The sequence below is a fragment of the Agrobacterium sp. O3.4 genome, from assembly GCF_041414895.1.
GTDB lineage: Bacteria > Pseudomonadota > Alphaproteobacteria > Rhizobiales > Rhizobiaceae > Agrobacterium > Agrobacterium cucumeris.
The window spans coordinates 1-15979 of the sequence record NZ_JALPZP010000005.1; the positions used below are offsets into that span (position 1 = coordinate 1).

Below are 15979 nucleotides of genomic sequence, written 5' to 3' on the forward strand. Positions count from 1 at the left end.
CAACATAAAACTCATATATTTACACGTAGTCGGCCCGCAATTCACAAATTGCAGGTCCGCAAAAGCCATTCTCCTACCGGATTCTCGTCCGTTTTTAGTCGTCCATATATAATTCATCGCAACATATGTTCTATATATTTTTGCGCTAGTTATTATATAAATATATGTTTACGGAAGGCGACTGCTTCTTGTATGGCCTGCCCTCTTCATATCCGCCAACAAAGCCGAATTCTCCTTCTGGTTGCGTAAATATTGCTTCTTGAGTTGCCTGTTTCGACGCTTTGTCCTGGCATAAAGAGACCGTGCCAGCTTCCTCCTCAGCAGGGCAGTATCTGCACGAGCAGCAAGAACGTACATCTCATAGAGACCCATTGAACACACCTTTCCTATCACGCGACGCAGTTGCGACCGTGTTCTGAGCTTCATCTCTTTTCCCATCAGCCTTTCAGCTCGATGGCATTACAACAGGGCACTGAAAATTGCCGCCTGTGGAAAATAAAGACACTTATCAGTGCCCCGCATCAGCGATTCATTCTTTAGCAAGGCCAGACCATCAGCCAACGACATTCGGAGAAATAGAAAGGGCCACCACAATCCCAATCCATTTCACCTCCGTTCATTGGCGGTGCGCTGTGCCTGTCAGAGACCGGAAACATGAGAGTGACGTCCTCTCTCAAAACCGGCACTGGCCCAGCGCAAACCTGAGTTTTCAGGTTCAGCGCGGAACAGCCACAGTATAGGTCAGGCGAGAAGGCCGGGGATGAACGGGGAAAAAATAAGGCGATTGAAGAAAGAAAGTCAGAGTACTCATAAAGAATGAGTGATCGACCGCAGACAATCAGCCAATCAAAAAATGAGCTGTCCCTTGCTGAGCACTATTAATGAATGCTCTCTCCTAAGTCATTAAGCAAAGGCTCCATCTCTGCAGGAGTCAAAGGCCACTGAGACTTAGCCCTGTTAGGGGATCTAGCAACTGACAAATAGACTAAAAGTACAGATGGTTGGCTAAACAAAGGGTTTCTCTGCCCAATGTGGGTCTTAATGCATTCAGCAATGAAAGGCTGCTCTGCGAGCATTTCTTCGATTTGCGCAACGTAGCCATCGCCGGCAGTATCTTCATATGCAGACAACAAGAGACCTTCAAGAACTGTCGGCTTAGGATCAATACCAACCGCAGTTCGGTATAGGGAAGAAAGATCGGCCGTCATGTGACGGACGCTTGTGAGCACATTATTTACGTCCTCCGCGACTTTCTCAAAGTAATCGTTCGTTGCCTCCAGTAACGCCATAGCTTTAGCAGCGTTACGTTGCATCATTGGTGTCGCCTCGATTTGAGGCTTGTAGATCGTATCGTGGGTTAGTTCGCTGTACGCATGCTGAAGAATTGTTTTAATTTGTACCTCGCAGGGGGTATCTGCTGGTATCTGCACGCCCTCAAACTCAACATTGGCTTCAGGGCGCACCACGTAGTGTACTGCCGCGTAGTCAAACTGCAAAGGGTTCTTCTTTTGTTCCTCTTCGTAATCACGATCCTTAGAGAAATACCAACCTTTGATCGATGTCAGAGCCTTTTCAACGATCGGGATTTCACTACCTAACAGAACTACGAACCGCGTTCCGACCTTATCAGTGATATCTTTATAAGGATTCGCATAGTTTTTGTTTCGATAGAAAGCTTTCTCGACTAGCTTCTGGCCATCTTTTGTTCTCGGCACGACAGGTGTTCTTAGAAAGTAATCGGGACGAATCGGAGCGATAATGGGACCTAAAGCAGTGGAGACTTGATTAGAGATCATCCTCCCCCAAGCAGCATAGACTACCTGCTCCGCGTCCCAGCGCTCAAGAAGCTCTTCCTCCTTTGTCATTACTCTTGGGCCTCGATCTGCCCTCGTATAGTTATTTGGGTCCACAACGTCCCAGAGTCGCCATCCACAGTCGCGACGGTAACCAATTCGCGAACCGCGTCCGACGGACCGCTGAGTGTTATTGATCCGGGAAACTTAAATTTGCGGAGCCTTAAATTTCCGCTGACTTCGGAAAGATCTTTCGCGAGAGCAGTCGTCGGAAACCGCTCGCGTCGCATGTGTTGAAGGTATTTCTCGGAGAGATCTTCATTCATAAAGGCTTCGGCAAACCTCGAAGTCTGTATTGTATTACCTCTGTCTAGTTTCAGATAAGTATAGAGCCCGTTGTAGAGATCAACCTTTTCCTCGTCTGTTAAATCGCTGTTCCGAATAAATGCCCTTGTATGTTCAAAAAATTTCCGAACCTGCTGCGCCGCATTATCAGGAATGTCGAGACCTAGAAATGAGCTATAAAAATAAGTTGCCGCGTTATCCCGTTGCGCGGCACTCATGGCGCTGTCATAAACAATCGCACTCCAACCATCGGGCAGTTCCGGACGCGGGCGGAGGCCATCGCTGACAAACAAGCCAATCTTGTAGAGTTTTGTCTTGGGACTTAGAAACAGATCTGAAACAAATCGGGCCTGTAAGTCGTCTGTTTTAATAAAGCCCTCATGCAGTTCAGCCTTCATAACGCCGAAAAAAGACGTTGCAGGATTGCCAATAGTTCCATCAAAGATAACAACCAAGCCACCTGGCATCTGACGTGAAGTTTGGGCACCAGCTAGCGCATCAGCAAACAAGCCCGATATCGTGATGTAGTCTTGGTCCGCCGCCTCGATTAACCGCAATCCATTCGAGATTACGCTGCCATCGCCATAAGCCCGAATCATCATTTCCATACACTGAGAGTTGCTTTTGAAGGCCGCAATCACCCGGCTCCGAAAGGCATCCATTGCGGGTCCTCTCAAATCGAGGAGTTCTGTACCCAATGTAGGTTCAACAACTGTCCCTGCATCAGATCTTCTATGAACCTCGTGCAAACAAATCCTGTTTACTGTCAAATTCTGCAATGGCATCTACGCGCTCCCGATACAACTTTAAGTAATTGAGGGAAACACAGGTGATTCTGCAAGCCGATCACGCAATAAATTGAGCAAGACTGTGCCTTTTCAAAAATGGTAGAAAGTCATTCTTCCTAAAAATATGACTGCTTGAAGCCGAGACTTCGCAAGCAGCAGCACTGTATACGCCAGAACTCACCATTCTATAGTTGAGCCATCATAGGCGAAAAATTGCCCCGTCTGGCTCTGCTCGATACCGTTGATCGTTTCCAAAAGGCGCACAGCCGATTGATCCGGGGTGAACAGGTCTCTGCCCTTCGAAAACGGCTGGGACAGGTTCGTATCGACTGTTCCGGGATGCAGCGCGACGATGATGGCTTGGGGGTTGGCGCGGGCAATTTCTATCGCCGCGGTTCGAATGATCTGATTTTGAGCGGCCTTCGCGGCGCGATAGGAAATCCACCCGCCCAGCCGGTTATCGCCAATCGAGCCAACACGCGCCGACAGGGAGGCAAAGACGCTTCGCCTGTCCCGTTGCAAAAGCGGCGTGAAATATTTCAGGAGCAGTGCAGGCCCTACGGCATTGACCGCAAATTGTTTCGCCATGTGGCCGGCGTCGATCGCCCGTATCGACTTTTCCGGACCGGCACCATCGACTACCAAAGCACCCGTTGCGTTGAAGATCAGATCGAATGAACCGCGCTGGTCCTCCAGACGGGCAGCGGCTTCTCGAACCGTCGTCTTGTCGGTGACATCGAGACCGTCGCGGCTGCGAGACAGAGGCAGGGCGAGCGCGCACCGGGGATCGGCCTTGAGGCGCGCGAGCAGTGCTGCGCCAATACCGCCGGACGCACCGATGACAATGGCTCGATAGCCGCCTTCAAGGGACTTCATCATCCGCGCGCTCCGTCAGCGGTTATCTCTGGGCAGGAAATTCGAGCTTTTTGACGTCATAACCCAGCTCACGGACTTTCATCATCATCCTGTTGAGCTTCGTTTTGGACGGAACGTTGCGGGCGTAAACCCAGACATCGTCGGTGGATGGATTGGCACTGATGAACCAGGACTTGTCAGGCGATTTATAAAGCACCCAATAATTGAACGTGATCAGAAGCGGGTAACGGACCCTCATCTTAGCCTTGGTAGACGCGAAGTCCTCGATCTTTCCAACACCGTAGATGGTCTTCAATTTGCCCCGCGGCGTGCCTTCGCGGCAGCCATCTTCGACCAGCACTTCATCGGCCGACTTACCTTGCCGGTAGGTGGAATAGCCGGCAACGCATCCGTCCGTCAGAAGCATCGGCATGCGACCGATTTCCAGCCATGTGCCACGATAGTGACCGGCGTCAACGGCAACGGGCTTGGGGGCAGCCGCGGCGAGCGAGCCTGCGAATAGAAAAAGCGAGAATGTCAGCGCACCCATGATGCGCTTGCGATTTTTCTGCATAGACTCCTCCTGTCGATCGAATGGGTTCAGGTGTCAGTTCGCCGTGACATGCCGGCATATCGAAGCGCGATAAAGGCCATGAGGCCGGCAGCGGAGAACGCATTCAGATTGAGAAGCGTTGCAAGATCATCTGCCGACCAAGATTGCAGCGCCGCACCCAGAAATGTGCGCGAGCAGAAGAAGGCGATAAAGACAAGAATTGCCGTCGCATATTGCCAGAGTTTCTCGTCCGCACGGAACGAGATGGTCGCCAGCATGATGCAGGCCGCAAAGAAAAATTCGGTGCCGGATGCGTGGCCGAATATCGCTGTTTCAAACAGGGTATCGAGCGTTCCTACAAGAGGAAGCGCCAGGCGCGCGGCCAGATGGGATTTCTTTGCCAGAAACGGGATAGCAAGGAAAAACGGCACCGATAGCAGGGTAACGAGCGATGCCACAGCAGCACCGGCATCGACCAGATACCAGACATAAAGCGGATAAAACGGCTTGTTGAGGATGATGACCCAAGCAACGGTCAGTGTCGCCTTAGTCAGGTCATCGGTTACGGCCAAGCCCGTCCGCTTATCGTCCCTTCCAAGCTCCATCAGACCGTTTTCTCCGTTAGCGCCAAGCAGGCCGCTGGCCTAGATACGAAGCAGAGATTGGTTTGGTTTCACTCGCGAGGTGAAAGTGCCATGACGATTCCGTAAATTGACGCGCAAACCGGATGTAGCACTCGTCCATCCCTCATTCTCGTTTTCTGGCCAAGTGACGGGCGACGGATACGGTCGTGGTCTGCACCGATCCTCCAACCCTCTCCGCCGTGGATCAGATTGACCTCCTTCAGCAAGCAGGCCGATTACCATTCAGGAATTCGTCGAGCTCGGCGGTGCGGGATCTGGAAAGCCGAGCTTCTTCAGCAAACTGCGGCCAGCGGTCTACGGCCGCTCGAACCTGTTCGATGACTTCCCGGGCATCCTGATCTGAAATCGAGGACCCTTTAGAGACTGCCAGAAGGTGAGACATGCCGGGGTTTCTGCCTTCCCCGGCTATAGCCGTGCTGTGCTCTCCGCCTGGTCCAGACGAAAAAGTAAGATCGTATGCGGGTGCCAGAGACCAACGACCATTCCCGTCCATAAGGAATGCGTGGTTCTTCGCATGGTCGTCGCGGTTTCTGGCATAGACATTGAACACCATGTTTCGGAACATCTTGAGGACTTCCGCAGCGTCGCGGGTCATCATATGCGTAAGCTTGTGTAGTTGCTCATAATTAGGGTGGCCTCCCGATGACTGGCGTTCAGCAGGCCGCTCGCCGTGTGCATGTGGAGCCTGCCGGCGGGTGTCCTGTCAAAACGTTTCGTCGCAAAAAGTCGTTCATCGCTGCATGGCTAAAACACCGAGTTTCCAAGCGATGCCTGGAAGCCTTCACATCACCTCAAGGTGTGAGGTTTCCATTCCCTACGCGACAAGCGGCGCGGCAGACCTCGAATGCGCGTGGGAAGCGTTCAGTCGGCGAGCCACGATATCGTGATTGAGCCACAGGACAGGACCGGAGGGTTTGGACGCTTCGCCGAAAATCAGCTGTCCGGTTGCCTTCACAACGAGGCCGCTCAGGAGGTCGCTGATCATCACCTTTCTGTCGCGATGCATCTGGGTGATCTCATTGGAGGTACCGATGGTCAAATCAGCCTGTGCCTGGCTGTTTGCCATGGGCCAGGCCGAAAAATCATAGAACGGACGCATGACCTCGCTGGCCTGCATGGCGGCGATCTTGCCGAAGACGTCTTCCATGGTTAAGCCATCGGCCAGCAACTGCTCGCAGGCCTGCCACTGTTCGTCTGCCCATTGGCCGCCGTTTTCTTTCTTCAATGCAAGCAGCAGCGGAATAAGGGGCAGCTCGATACCCGTGAACACATCGGACGAATTGGTGCGGATTTCGGGGCAGTTATAGACAGTTGCCTTGATGCCTGTCGCCCAGGCCTCCTCTGCAATGCCTTCGAGCCGCATCTTGGCATAACCCTGCGTGTAGTTGGTGTAGGTCTGCCAACGATAGCTTCCATCAATGAGGACGGCTGATCCGTGGTAACCATAGGCCGTGTATCGCACCTGTCCGCCCGAAGCTTCGACGCGCTCGCGGATCGCCGCGCTGAAATCAATGAGATGGCGGAAGGTGTTTGCGGAGACCTCGTCAAAATTCTGCAGGATGAGTTTTCCCAGATCACTGTCGAGCAGGGTCTGCGACGACATGTGACGGGTTCCGGTTCCCTTGTAGATTCGATTGGCGACGACCAGGAATACCTTCGCCTTCGGGATGCCTCCGGCCATTGTGTGGGCGAAGAAAACATTGCGGCCGGCGGGGATCATGCCATCGAGAACGGCCATGACCTTTGAAAGCGATTCCTTAAAACGCGCAGTGGCGATATCGCGGCATTGTCCGAGATAATCCCAGTCGAGCTTGTCGTGTTCCCAGCTCTCAAGCGTCATATTTGCCAGGAGATCGGTGGGCGTTGGGCCGCCTTCGGGCGCATCCAGATCGAAACCCGCCATGAGAGGGATGTTGATGATCCTGCCGCCCAGCTGGGCCTCCGCCGAAGACAGTTCCTCGGCGTTGAGCGGCCGCAGCACGTTGTTCTCATCGCGCCGCCCGACCGTGATCCCGACAATCTCCATTCCAGCCCGTCTGGCTTCATCGAGCAGGCCGGTTGCGTATCCGCGGCCGAACAGTTCGCCGAAAAGGACGAAAACATCGCCCTTACGGAAGACCGTGTTCTCGGAAAGATGGTTCAGTGCAAACGGGTTTTCCATGCTGTCAGCTCTTTGATTCGTGTGTCGTAGAACAATGGCTCATACGAACTTCACAAACACATGACCGCACACGCACGGAATGGAAACTCATTTTCGGTGACCGATTATTTCAAAACGTGAAGTTAGCCGCTGTTGTGCCTGCAATTCAGGGGAATGCAGGGGTGGCGGGCGATCGACGCGCCGACAGCGAAGCGGGCTCGCTTCGCAAGCGGCGACACGGGGAATAAACGCTTCGCGGGGAAAACTGATCTCGCCACGGATGGAATGGCACATGCCCTGCTACGATCTGATACATAAAGGCAGGTTTCTGGAAACATGCCGGATACCTGCGGCGCAGATCATTGCCTGATCTTTTTCGGATCAGGCAGGATTTTCATGGAAAAGCAGGTTTTCTTCGCCGTTGCCCTTTCGGTTGCGGCAGCAGGCTTTGGCAGCATTTATTCAAGCCGGGCGGAAACGCCGCCGGAAAACGCTTCCCCCATCTACGGCGTTACACTCCCCGAAGGATACCGTGACTGGACGTTCATCGCACCCGCACAGGAAGCGCCGCCGCTGGACGAGCTTCGCGTTGTTCTGGCAAACGATATCGCCGTCAACGCCTACAGGACCAAGACCCTGCCCTTTCCCGACGGCTCGATACTGGTGAAGCTTGCCTATAAGCGGCGGCAGTCAACGGAGTTTCCGCCGGCCACTGTGCCGGGAGCCGCAACCACCGTGCAGGTGATGGTGAAGGACTCCAAAAAATATACCGGCAGCCACGGCTGGGGCTTCGGGCGGTTTGTTGACGGCAAGCCGGTGGATGCCGCGCAGCATGAGACCTGCCTCTCCTGCCACGAGGGCAACGTCAAGGACCACGATTTCGTCTTCACGCGATATGCGCCGTAACCCGTGACGGGGCTGTTTGCGTTCGCTTTCGCAGCCGCGCGCCGGAGGCGGCTTTTACACTCGATTACAAATTCACCGAGGCGCCGACACATCAGGGATACGTGAGGCCCGGAAATTGACGCCATCGCCGGGTGGCCTTCGCCGCCCGAAGCCGGAACTCCTGCCTGAAAGGAAAAGATGATGACGTTTCTGGTCATTGCCTATCTCGGAGGGGCGCTGACAATTCTCAGCCCCTGTATCCTGCCCATCCTCCCCTTCGTTTTTGCGCGGGCGGGGCAACCGTTCCTGCGCAGCACGCTGCCCCTGCTTGCGGGAATGGCGGCAACCTTCTGCGCCGTTGCGACACTGGCCGCCGTGGGCGGCAGCTGGGCAATCAGCGCCAATGAATATGGCCGGTTCGGGGCGCTTGCGCTGCTTGCGGTCTTCGGTGTCGCGCTCGTCTCGCCCCATGTTGCCAGCATCATCACCCGCCCGGTCGTCGACCTGGGCAACCGGCTCGCCAATGCTGCGGGCAAGCCCGGGTCAATGCCGGCGGTCGCGGGCTCCCTGACGCTCGGCATCGCCACCGGCCTGTTATGGGCACCCTGCGCCGGACCGATCCTCGGGCTCGTGCTGACAGGCGCGGCCCTGAAGGGAGCCAATCTGGAAACCAGCCTGCTGCTTGCCGCCTATGCCGCCGGCGCAGTCACCTCGCTTGCCGTCGCCATACTGGTCGGAGGCAGGGTATTTACGGCCATGAAACGCTCACTGGGTTTCAGCGAGCGGATCCGGCAGGCGCTCGGCGCGGCGGTGCTTGCCGGCGTCGCAGTCATCGCACTCGGTCTGGATACGGGTTTCCTGGCGCAGATTTCCTATGCGAACACGGCATCCTTCGAACAGCAGGTGCTCGATCGGCTCCACACCACCAAAGCGCCTGAGGTGGAGACGGCGGCGGCCGATGGCGCTGCCACGGCCCGGTCGAGTTTGCCGATTGAGGGCAAGGCGCCATCGCTTGATGGTGCCGTCGAGTGGCTCAACTCCCAGCCGCTCACACGCGAACAGTTGCATGGCAAGGTCGTCCTCGTCGACTTCTGGACCTATTCATGCATCAACTGCATCCGCACTATTCCCTATGTGCGTGCCTGGGCGGAGAAATATCGGGATCAGGGCCTCGTCGTCATCGGCGTTCACGCCCCCGAATTCGCCTTCGAAAAGAAGATCGACAATGTCAGGCAGGCCGTCGCCGGCTTCAAGATCGACTACCCGGTGGCAATTGACAATGATTACAGGATCTGGCGCGCCTTCGATAACAGCTATTGGCCGGCGCATTACCTTATCGATGCCAAGGGCCAGATCCGCTACCACCATTTCGGCGAGGGCGATTACCGGCAGACCGAAGAGGCGATCCAGGACCTGCTGCGCGAGGCCGGCAGCAGCGCCTCTGCCACCGAACCGGTGAACCCGCAGGCGACAGGGGCCGAAGCCGGTGCGGATATCGGGCACATACGCTCGGGCGAAACCTATATAGGCTACCGGCAGGCTCGAAACTTCGCTTCGAACGAGGCGATACGTACAGACATGCCGCGCGACTATTCCGTCGCCACGCCGGCCCTCAACGAATGGGGGCTCTCCGGCAGTTGGACCGTTGGCGCGGAGGCGGCGGCACTGGATGCGGCTGATGGCGGCATTACCTATCGATTCAACGCCCGTGACCTGCATCTGGTCCTTGGGCCGGACGCCGCCGGAAAACCGGTTCGTTTCCAGGTCACCATCGACGGGCATCCGCCGGGTGAGGACCATGGCGCCGACACGGATGCCGAGGGCAATGGCGCTATCACCTCAACCCGCCTTTACCAGCTCGTCCGCCAGTCCGGCACCGTCGAAGCGCGAACCTTCGCCATCCGTTTCCTCGACCCCGGCGTACAGGCCTACGCCTTCACGTTCGGCTGACCCGGATTTTCCTTCCCTTTCCATCAAAACCAAAGGAGAAACATGATGCCCCATCGTCTAGCGCCAAAATTCGCGCTTGCCGTCGCAACCGCACTGATCGCTTTTGCCGCGCAGGCGGCAGAGGTGAAGAATATCGTCATAGTCCATGGCGCGCTGGCCGATGGTTCGGCCTGGCGCAGGGCGACAGACATCCTTCAAAGTCGCGGTTTCAACGTCACGATCGTGCAGGAGCCCATCACCGCTCTCGCCGATGACGTGGCGGCCACCAACCGGGTCCTCGATCTCCAACAGGGCCCCAGTTTGCTGGTTGGGCACAGCTACAGCGGGATGGTGATCTCCGAAGCGGGGAACCGGCCGGATGTTGCAGGGCTCGTCTATGTCGCCGCCTTCCAGCCCGAAAAAGGAGAGAGCCTTCTCGATCTCGCCGGCTCGAAACCGCCCGCCGGCACAGGCATCAAGCCGACGAAGGATGGCGCGTTCCTCTATCTCGATCCGGCCGTCTTTGCACAAGATTTCGCCGGCGACCTGCCGCATGAGGACGCCGCCTTCATGGCAAGAAGTCAAGTCTTCGCCGCCAAGGCCGCCTTTGCCGCCAAGGCCGGCGAACCGGCCTGGAAAACCAAGAAAAGCTGGTCGATTGTCGCAACGCAGGACCGGTCGATCAACCCCGATCTGGAGCGTGACATGGCCAAGCGCGCCGGCAGTGTGGTGACCGAGATTGCGGCAAGCCACGCGGTCTTCGCCTCCCAGCCCGAAAAAGTCGCTGACGTCATCGAACAGGCCGCCCGCCAATCCGCGAAATAATCGGCGCCTACATCGAACTTCAGCACAGCCGCTCCGGACACCGGGGCGGCTGATTGCTTCCGGAGGGCGAACCGAATGTATCAGTCTGTATCCGGAATGCGCCCTGCTACAAAACCATTCACATTCGTCCGCCTTGGGACACATCGAGGATACACGCACGGCGTTACCTGCCCACATCCAACATGGACAGGAGAGACAGCAATGAATTCCGAGATCAATTTCCAGCGTCGGCGCTTCTTCGGCATTGCCGCAATGACGGTTGCCGCCGTCGAATTCGGGGCAGCAGGCCTTGCTCATGCCAAGGGCGAAGCGCTTTCGCCTCAGCCATCAACCGGTCGCGACGGAGCTACCTCCTTTGGTGCCCTGAAGCAGGTTGAAGCAGGTGTACTCAGTGTCAGTTATGCAGAAGCCGGCCCTGCAGACGGCCCGGTCGTGCTGCTGCTGCATGGATGGCCCTACGATATCTACAGCTATGTCGATGTCGCACCCGTTCTTGCATCGGCAGGATATCGGGTACTCATCCCCTATCTGCGCGGTTATGGCACGACCCGTTTTCTCTCGAACGACACGGCACGCAACGGACAGCAGGCGGCGCTTGCGGTCGACATGATCGCTTTCCTCGACGCACTCGGCGTCAAACAGGCGGTCGTTGCCGGTTATGACTGGGGCGCTCGCACCGCCGACATCATGGCGGCGCTCTGGCCCGAGCGTTGCACCGGGCTGGTATCGGTCAGCGGCTATCTTATCGGCAGCCAGGAGATCAACAGGAAGCCGCTTCCGCCCAAGGCGGAACTCTCCTGGTGGTACCAGTTCTATTTCGCGACGGAACGCGGTCGTGCAGGCTATGCCGCCAACACCCGCGACTTCGTGCGCCTGATCTGGCAGACGGCATCTCCGACCTGGAAATTCAGCGACGAGACCTTTAATCGTTCTGCACCCGCATTCGACAATCCCGACCATGTGGCCATCACCATCCATAACTACCGCTGGCGGCTTGCCCTGGCAGACGGGGAAGCCAAGTACGATGACTACGAGCACCAGCTTGCGAAACTGCCCGTCATCACCGTGCCGACAATAACGCTGGAAGGCGATGCCAACGGCGCGCCGCATCCGGACCCTTCCGCCTACGCATCGAAGTTTTCCGGCAAATATCAGCATCGCAATATCAGCGGCGGCATCGGCCACAACCTGCCGCAGGAAGCCCCCGAGGCTTTTGCCAGGGCTGTTCTGGACGTCGCAAAGCTTTAAACTTGCCGACGCCCGCGAACCGTTGTCTTACTGCACATGACAACAGGGGACGCGGTAGCGGGCCACTCGAACCGTCCGGACGACGAAGGCATCCAATGGAACATATCGACCATATCCTCGTCGTGGATGACGACAGGGAAATCAGGGAACTGGTCTCCAGCTACCTGAAGAAGAACGGCCTGCGTACCAGCGTGGCAGCCGATGGACGGCAGATGAGAAGTTTTCTTGACTGTAATACCGTCGATCTCATCGTGCTCGACGTGATGATGCCGGGCGATGACGGGCTGGTTCTATGCCGGGAGTTGCGGGCGGGGAAACATAAAGCCACGCCGGTGCTGATGCTGACCGCCCGCGATGACGAGATGGATCGCATTATCGGGCTCGAAATGGGCGCCGACGACTATCTCTCGAAGCCTTTCGCTGCCCGCGAGCTTCTTGCCCGGATCAAGGCCATCCTGCGCCGCACGCGGATGCTGCCTCCCAATCTGCAGATCAGCGAGGCCGGGCAGCTCCTGACCTTCGGTGACTGGCGCCTCGACACCGTGGGCCGCCACCTGCTCGACAGGGAGGGCACGACCGTTGCCTTGAGCGGGGCTGAGTATCGGCTTCTCAGGGTTTTCATCGATCATCCCCAGCGCGTCCTCAACCGCGACCAGCTGTTAAATCTGACCCAGGGACGCGATGCCGAGCTTTTCGACCGGTCGATCGACCTTCTCGTGAGCCGCGTGCGCCAGCGGCTGGGGGATGACGCGCGCGAACCCGTCTACATCAAGACGGTGCGGGCGGAAGGATATGTCTTTGCGGTGCCCGTGGAAATTTCGGAGCCGAGGGTATGAACGGCCCGCGCCTGTTCACCGCCTGGTGGCCGCGTTCATTGCGCTCCAGACTTTTCATCATCCTTTTTACCGGCCTTGCCATCGCCTACGGCCTGTCGTTCAGCATCCTCTTTGCCGAGCGATACATGTCGGCAAAGGCGGTCATGCTCGGCACTCTCGAGCAGGATCTGGCGGTATCGATCGCCATCATCGACCGCCTGCCTGCGAATGAGCGGGTGCAGTGGGTGCATCGCCTGAGCAGCAGCAGTTATCAACTCGTCCTCGGCCCCGGGCTTCCCGGTGTCTCGGACATGTCCGGCCACGGTGCCGAAATTGCGCAGAGGATCGAGGAGGCGGCGGGACACCGTTTTCCCGTGAGGGTCGAGTCCATTCCCGGTGACGGCAAGCGGCTTCAGGCGCATTTGACGCTATCGGACGGGGCGCCGTTGACAATCGACGTGACACCGCGCGGCGTGATGCCCCTGGCGAACTGGCTGCCTTATGTCTTCGCCGCCCAGATGGCGCTTCTGTTGCTTTGCACCTGGTTTGCAGTGCGACAGACGACCAGACCGCTCAGCACGCTTGCCGCGGCAGCGGAAGCGTTGGAACCGGGGGAAAAGGGGTTGCCGATGAGTGAGAGCGGACCAAGTGAAGTTGCCCACGCCGCCCGCGCGTTCAACGCCATGCGTGATCGCGTCGCGCAATATCTCGAGGAGCGCGTCCAAATTCTCGCGGCGATCTCGCACGACCTGCAGACGCCCATCACCCGGATGCGGTTGCGCGCCGATATGGCTGACGATACGCCGGAAAAGGAAAAACTGGTCAGTGACCTGCGTGAAATCGAACGTCTGGTGCAGGATGGCATCGCTTACGCACGCAGCGCTCACGGCAACGGCGAAAAATCATCCCGTATCGATCTGGCCTCTTTTATCGACAGCATCGCCTACGACTACCAGGATACTGGAAAAGCCGTTTCGGTTGTCGGCATGGTGCGCGGCACAGCGTCGACAAAGCCACATGCGTTGCGAAGAATCCTGACGAACTTCATAGATAACGCCCTCAAATTCGGCGGCAGTGCCGAAATTAAAGTGGACAGGCGTGACGAAGGTACGGTGGTTATCACAGTGCTCGATCGTGGGCCCGGCATCCCCGACGAGATGCTGCAAAATGCCATGCAGCCCTTCTTCCGGATTGAAACATCGCGAAACCGCGACACGGGCGGAACGGGTCTCGGACTGGCGATCGCGCAGCAGCTCGCCGGAACGATCGGCGGCTCGGTTCGCCTCTATAACAGGCAGGGCGGCGGGCTTGCGGCCGAAGTGGCTTTTCCCTGACGGGAATGCGGGCCGACGATCACCCGCGACGAAACGCCGATACGTTTCGATACAGTTTCGCAGTTTCCGGAAACATGCCGGATACGCTGATCCATCAAAAAGCTCCTATCACGAAACGCCACAGCAGCGGCAAATGAAAGGAGCCTCCCATGACCAGAATCGAGACTGTTCTTTATACCGGCAAGACCCGTACGACCGGCGGACGTGACGGATCGGCACAAAGCGATGATGGCGCGCTCGGCATCAAGCTCTCGCCTCCGGGCAGCGGAAAGCCGGGTACAAATCCCGAACAGCTTTTTGCGGCCGGCTGGTCGGCATGTTTCATCGGCGCCATGACAAAGGCAGCGGCGAAACACCAGCTCCGGCTCCCAGCCGACACCACCGTCGATGCGGAAGTTGACCTCGGCACGACGGGCGGCGAGTTCTTTCTGCAGGCGCGCCTGTCGATCAGCCTGCCCGGCATTGATCGCCCCGTCGCGCAGGCGATCATCGAGGACGCCCATCAGATCTGCCCTTATTCGAAGGCAACGAGGGGGAACATCGATGTTACGCTCAAGCTCGCTTAAGCCTGTTGTTTCCGCCCGTGCGTTTGTCATAGCCATCGTGTTTGCGGCGATATTCGCAGCACCGTGCATCTATGATGCAACATCTGACGAGCCCTCGCCGCTTTCGGGACTTCTGGGCGCGGTTTCAACGATGTGACCACAAGAAAACGGCTCGGCGGCCACCGCAGCCGTTTTCGCATTTCCACTTCTTCCTGCCATCCCCCCGATCAATTCAGGCAAGCCTCGCACGAGACATTGGCCGCCATCAACCTTGGCCGACGGCGACCTTTTGCGGTGATCAGCTTTTCACAAAGGCGAGCAAATCCGGATTGATGACATCAGCATGGGTCGTCAGCATGCCGTGCGGATACCCCTTATATACCTTCAGCGTGCCATTCTTCAGAAGTTTGACAGACAATTCAGCGGAATCTGCGATCGGCACGACCTGGTCGTCATCGCCGTGGAGAACGAGCGTCGGCACTGTGATCGCTTTCAGGTCTTCCGTCTGATCGGTTCCCGAAAAGGCCTTGACGCCGTCATAATGGGCCTTGGCGCTACCCATCATGCCCTGACGCCACCAGTTCTGGATGACACCGGGATAGACTTTGGCACCGGACCGATTGAAACCATAGAAGGGACCGGTCGGGACGTCGAGGAAGAACTCGGCGCGGTTTTCGGCAACGCCCCTGCGGAAGCTGTCGAAGACTTCGATCGGCAGGCCGCCGGGATTGGAAGGCGTCTTCAACATCAGCGGGGGAACTGCGGAGACAAGAACAGCCTTGGCAACGCGGCCCTGCGGCTCACCGAATTTGGCGACGTAACGGGCAACCTCACCGCCACCGGTCGAGTGGCCGATGTGAACCGCATTCCTGAGATCGAGATGTTCGGCGACGGCGGATGCATCGGCGGCATAGTGATCCATATCGTGGCCGTCGCTCACCTGCTGGGAACGGCCGTGGCCACGACGGTCGTGGGCCACAACGCGGTAACCGTTCTGGGCAAAGAACAGCATCTGCGCATCCCAGTCGTCGGAGGACAAGGGCCAGCCGTGATGGAAGACGATTGGCTGGGCATCCTTCGGACCCCAGTCCTTGAAATAGATATCGACGCCGTCCTTGGTCTTTACGAATGATTCGGTCATTGGAAATGCTCCTTCGTTGCGGGATGGGATGGATTTTGAAAATGCGATCGACGGCATGGCCATCGCGGTGGAAAGCGCGGCACCGGCCAGCAGAACCTGCCGTCTGGAAATTGCCAGCTCGATAGGATTGTCGGTCATT

The 15979-nt window shown here is 57.3% G+C and carries 15 protein-coding genes; 7 read left to right on the forward strand and 8 right to left on the reverse strand.

Annotation, left to right across the window (positions count from 1 at the left end):
* Positions 1-878 precede the first annotated feature (878 nt).
* From M0412_RS20250 to M0412_RS20280, 7 genes are all read right to left on the reverse strand, one after another.
* On the reverse strand, positions 879-1865 hold the full coding sequence (locus M0412_RS20250) for a GTP pyrophosphokinase family protein (RefSeq protein WP_269700058.1): 987 nt from the start codon (positions 1863-1865) through the stop codon (positions 879-881).
* Positions 1865-2923: a nucleoid-associated protein gene (locus tag M0412_RS20255; RefSeq protein WP_269700057.1), complete on the reverse strand. Its 1059-nt coding sequence runs from the start codon at positions 2921-2923 to the stop codon at positions 1865-1867. Before M0412_RS20255 ends, M0412_RS20250 begins: the two co-directional genes overlap by 1 nt.
* A 180-nt stretch (positions 2924-3103) precedes the next feature.
* The gene (locus M0412_RS20260) at positions 3104-3805 is read right to left on the reverse strand and encodes an SDR family NAD(P)-dependent oxidoreductase (RefSeq protein WP_269700056.1); all 702 of its coding nucleotides are present in this window, start codon (positions 3803-3805) and stop codon (positions 3104-3106) included.
* A 19-nt stretch (positions 3806-3824) separates the two neighbouring features.
* Positions 3825-4355: a lipocalin family protein gene (locus M0412_RS20265; protein WP_269700055.1), complete on the reverse strand. Its 531-nt coding sequence runs from the start codon at positions 4353-4355 to the stop codon at positions 3825-3827.
* 26 nt (positions 4356-4381) lie between these two features.
* Positions 4382-4906 (reverse strand): hypothetical protein, encoded by a 525-nt coding sequence (locus M0412_RS20270; protein ID WP_371338329.1) that lies wholly within the window; start codon positions 4904-4906, stop codon positions 4382-4384.
* Between the two features lie 271 nt (positions 4907-5177).
* Complete coding sequence (locus tag M0412_RS20275) at positions 5178-5576, reverse strand: HipA domain-containing protein (protein ID WP_269700053.1); 399 nt, start codon at positions 5574-5576, stop codon at positions 5178-5180.
* A 216-nt stretch (positions 5577-5792) separates the two neighbouring features.
* Positions 5793-7139: a hypothetical protein gene (locus tag M0412_RS20280; RefSeq protein ID WP_269700052.1), complete on the reverse strand. Its 1347-nt coding sequence runs from the start codon at positions 7137-7139 to the stop codon at positions 5793-5795.
* A 375-nt stretch (positions 7140-7514) separates the two neighbouring features.
* Here M0412_RS20280 and M0412_RS20285 point away from each other — a divergent pair, with 375 nt between their 5' ends.
* The 7 genes from M0412_RS20285 to M0412_RS20315 all read left to right on the forward strand — a co-directional run bounded on the left by M0412_RS20285 (position 7515) and on the right by M0412_RS20315 (position 14720).
* Positions 7515-8024, forward strand: coding sequence for a cytochrome P460 family protein (locus M0412_RS20285; RefSeq protein WP_269700051.1), 510 nt, complete (start codon positions 7515-7517; stop codon positions 8022-8024).
* Between the two features lie 180 nt (positions 8025-8204).
* Positions 8205-9953 carry a cytochrome c biogenesis protein DipZ gene (locus M0412_RS20290; RefSeq protein WP_269700050.1) on the forward strand — a complete coding sequence of 583 codons (1749 nt, stop codon included), beginning with the start codon at positions 8205-8207 and terminating at the stop codon, positions 9951-9953.
* Positions 9954-9998: 45 nt separating this feature from the next.
* A complete protein-coding gene (locus M0412_RS20295; RefSeq protein WP_269700048.1) occupies positions 9999-10757 on the forward strand; it encodes an alpha/beta hydrolase in 759 nt (252 codons plus the stop codon).
* Between the two features lie 201 nt (positions 10758-10958).
* A complete protein-coding gene (locus M0412_RS20300) occupies positions 10959-12005 on the forward strand; it encodes an alpha/beta fold hydrolase (protein WP_269700047.1) in 1047 nt (348 codons plus the stop codon).
* A 95-nt stretch (positions 12006-12100) separates the two neighbouring features.
* Positions 12101-12841 (forward strand): response regulator, encoded by a 741-nt coding sequence (locus M0412_RS20305; RefSeq protein WP_269700046.1) that lies wholly within the window; start codon positions 12101-12103, stop codon positions 12839-12841.
* Entirely contained in the window at positions 12838-14154 is a 1317-nt protein-coding gene (locus M0412_RS20310; RefSeq protein ID WP_269700045.1) for an ATP-binding protein, read from the forward strand. The genes M0412_RS20305 and M0412_RS20310 overlap by 4 nt, the downstream gene beginning before the upstream one ends.
* A gap of 149 nt (positions 14155-14303) precedes the next feature.
* The gene (locus M0412_RS20315; protein ID WP_142842061.1) at positions 14304-14720 is read left to right on the forward strand and encodes an organic hydroperoxide resistance protein; all 417 of its coding nucleotides are present in this window, start codon (positions 14304-14306) and stop codon (positions 14718-14720) included.
* Between the two features lie 277 nt (positions 14721-14997).
* Here the strand turns inward: M0412_RS20315 and M0412_RS20320 are convergent, their stop codons facing one another.
* Positions 14998-15978: an alpha/beta fold hydrolase gene (locus M0412_RS20320; protein WP_269700044.1), complete on the reverse strand. Its 981-nt coding sequence runs from the start codon at positions 15976-15978 to the stop codon at positions 14998-15000.
* Position 15979 lies beyond the last annotated feature (1 nt).

Coding starts and splice junctions, on each gene's coding strand:
- M0412_RS20250 (WP_269700058.1), bottom strand. CDS start 1,865: ATGACAAAGGAGGAAGAGCTTCTTGAGCGCTGGGACGCGGAGCAGGTA.
- M0412_RS20275 (WP_269700053.1), bottom strand. CDS start 5,576: ATGATGACCCGCGACGCTGCGGAAGTCCTCAAGATGTTCCGAAACATG.
- M0412_RS20280 (WP_269700052.1), bottom strand. CDS start 7,139: ATGGAAAACCCGTTTGCACTGAACCATCTTTCCGAGAACACGGTCTTC.
- M0412_RS20315 (WP_142842061.1), top strand. CDS start 14,304: ATGACCAGAATCGAGACTGTTCTTTATACCGGCAAGACCCGTACGACC.
- M0412_RS20320 (WP_269700044.1), bottom strand. CDS start 15,978: ATGACCGACAATCCTATCGAGCTGGCAATTTCCAGACGGCAGGTTCTG.
- M0412_RS20255 (WP_269700057.1), bottom strand. CDS start 2,923: ATGCCATTGCAGAATTTGACAGTAAACAGGATTTGTTTGCACGAGGTT.
- M0412_RS20295 (WP_269700048.1), top strand. CDS start 9,999: ATGCCCCATCGTCTAGCGCCAAAATTCGCGCTTGCCGTCGCAACCGCA.
- M0412_RS20310 (WP_269700045.1), top strand. CDS start 12,838: ATGAACGGCCCGCGCCTGTTCACCGCCTGGTGGCCGCGTTCATTGCGC.
- M0412_RS20300 (WP_269700047.1), top strand. CDS start 10,959: ATGAATTCCGAGATCAATTTCCAGCGTCGGCGCTTCTTCGGCATTGCC.
- M0412_RS20290 (WP_269700050.1), top strand. CDS start 8,205: ATGACGTTTCTGGTCATTGCCTATCTCGGAGGGGCGCTGACAATTCTC.
- M0412_RS20305 (WP_269700046.1), top strand. CDS start 12,101: ATGGAACATATCGACCATATCCTCGTCGTGGATGACGACAGGGAAATC.
- M0412_RS20265 (WP_269700055.1), bottom strand. CDS start 4,355: ATGCAGAAAAATCGCAAGCGCATCATGGGTGCGCTGACATTCTCGCTT.
- M0412_RS20260 (WP_269700056.1), bottom strand. CDS start 3,805: ATGATGAAGTCCCTTGAAGGCGGCTATCGAGCCATTGTCATCGGTGCG.
- M0412_RS20285 (WP_269700051.1), top strand. CDS start 7,515: ATGGAAAAGCAGGTTTTCTTCGCCGTTGCCCTTTCGGTTGCGGCAGCA.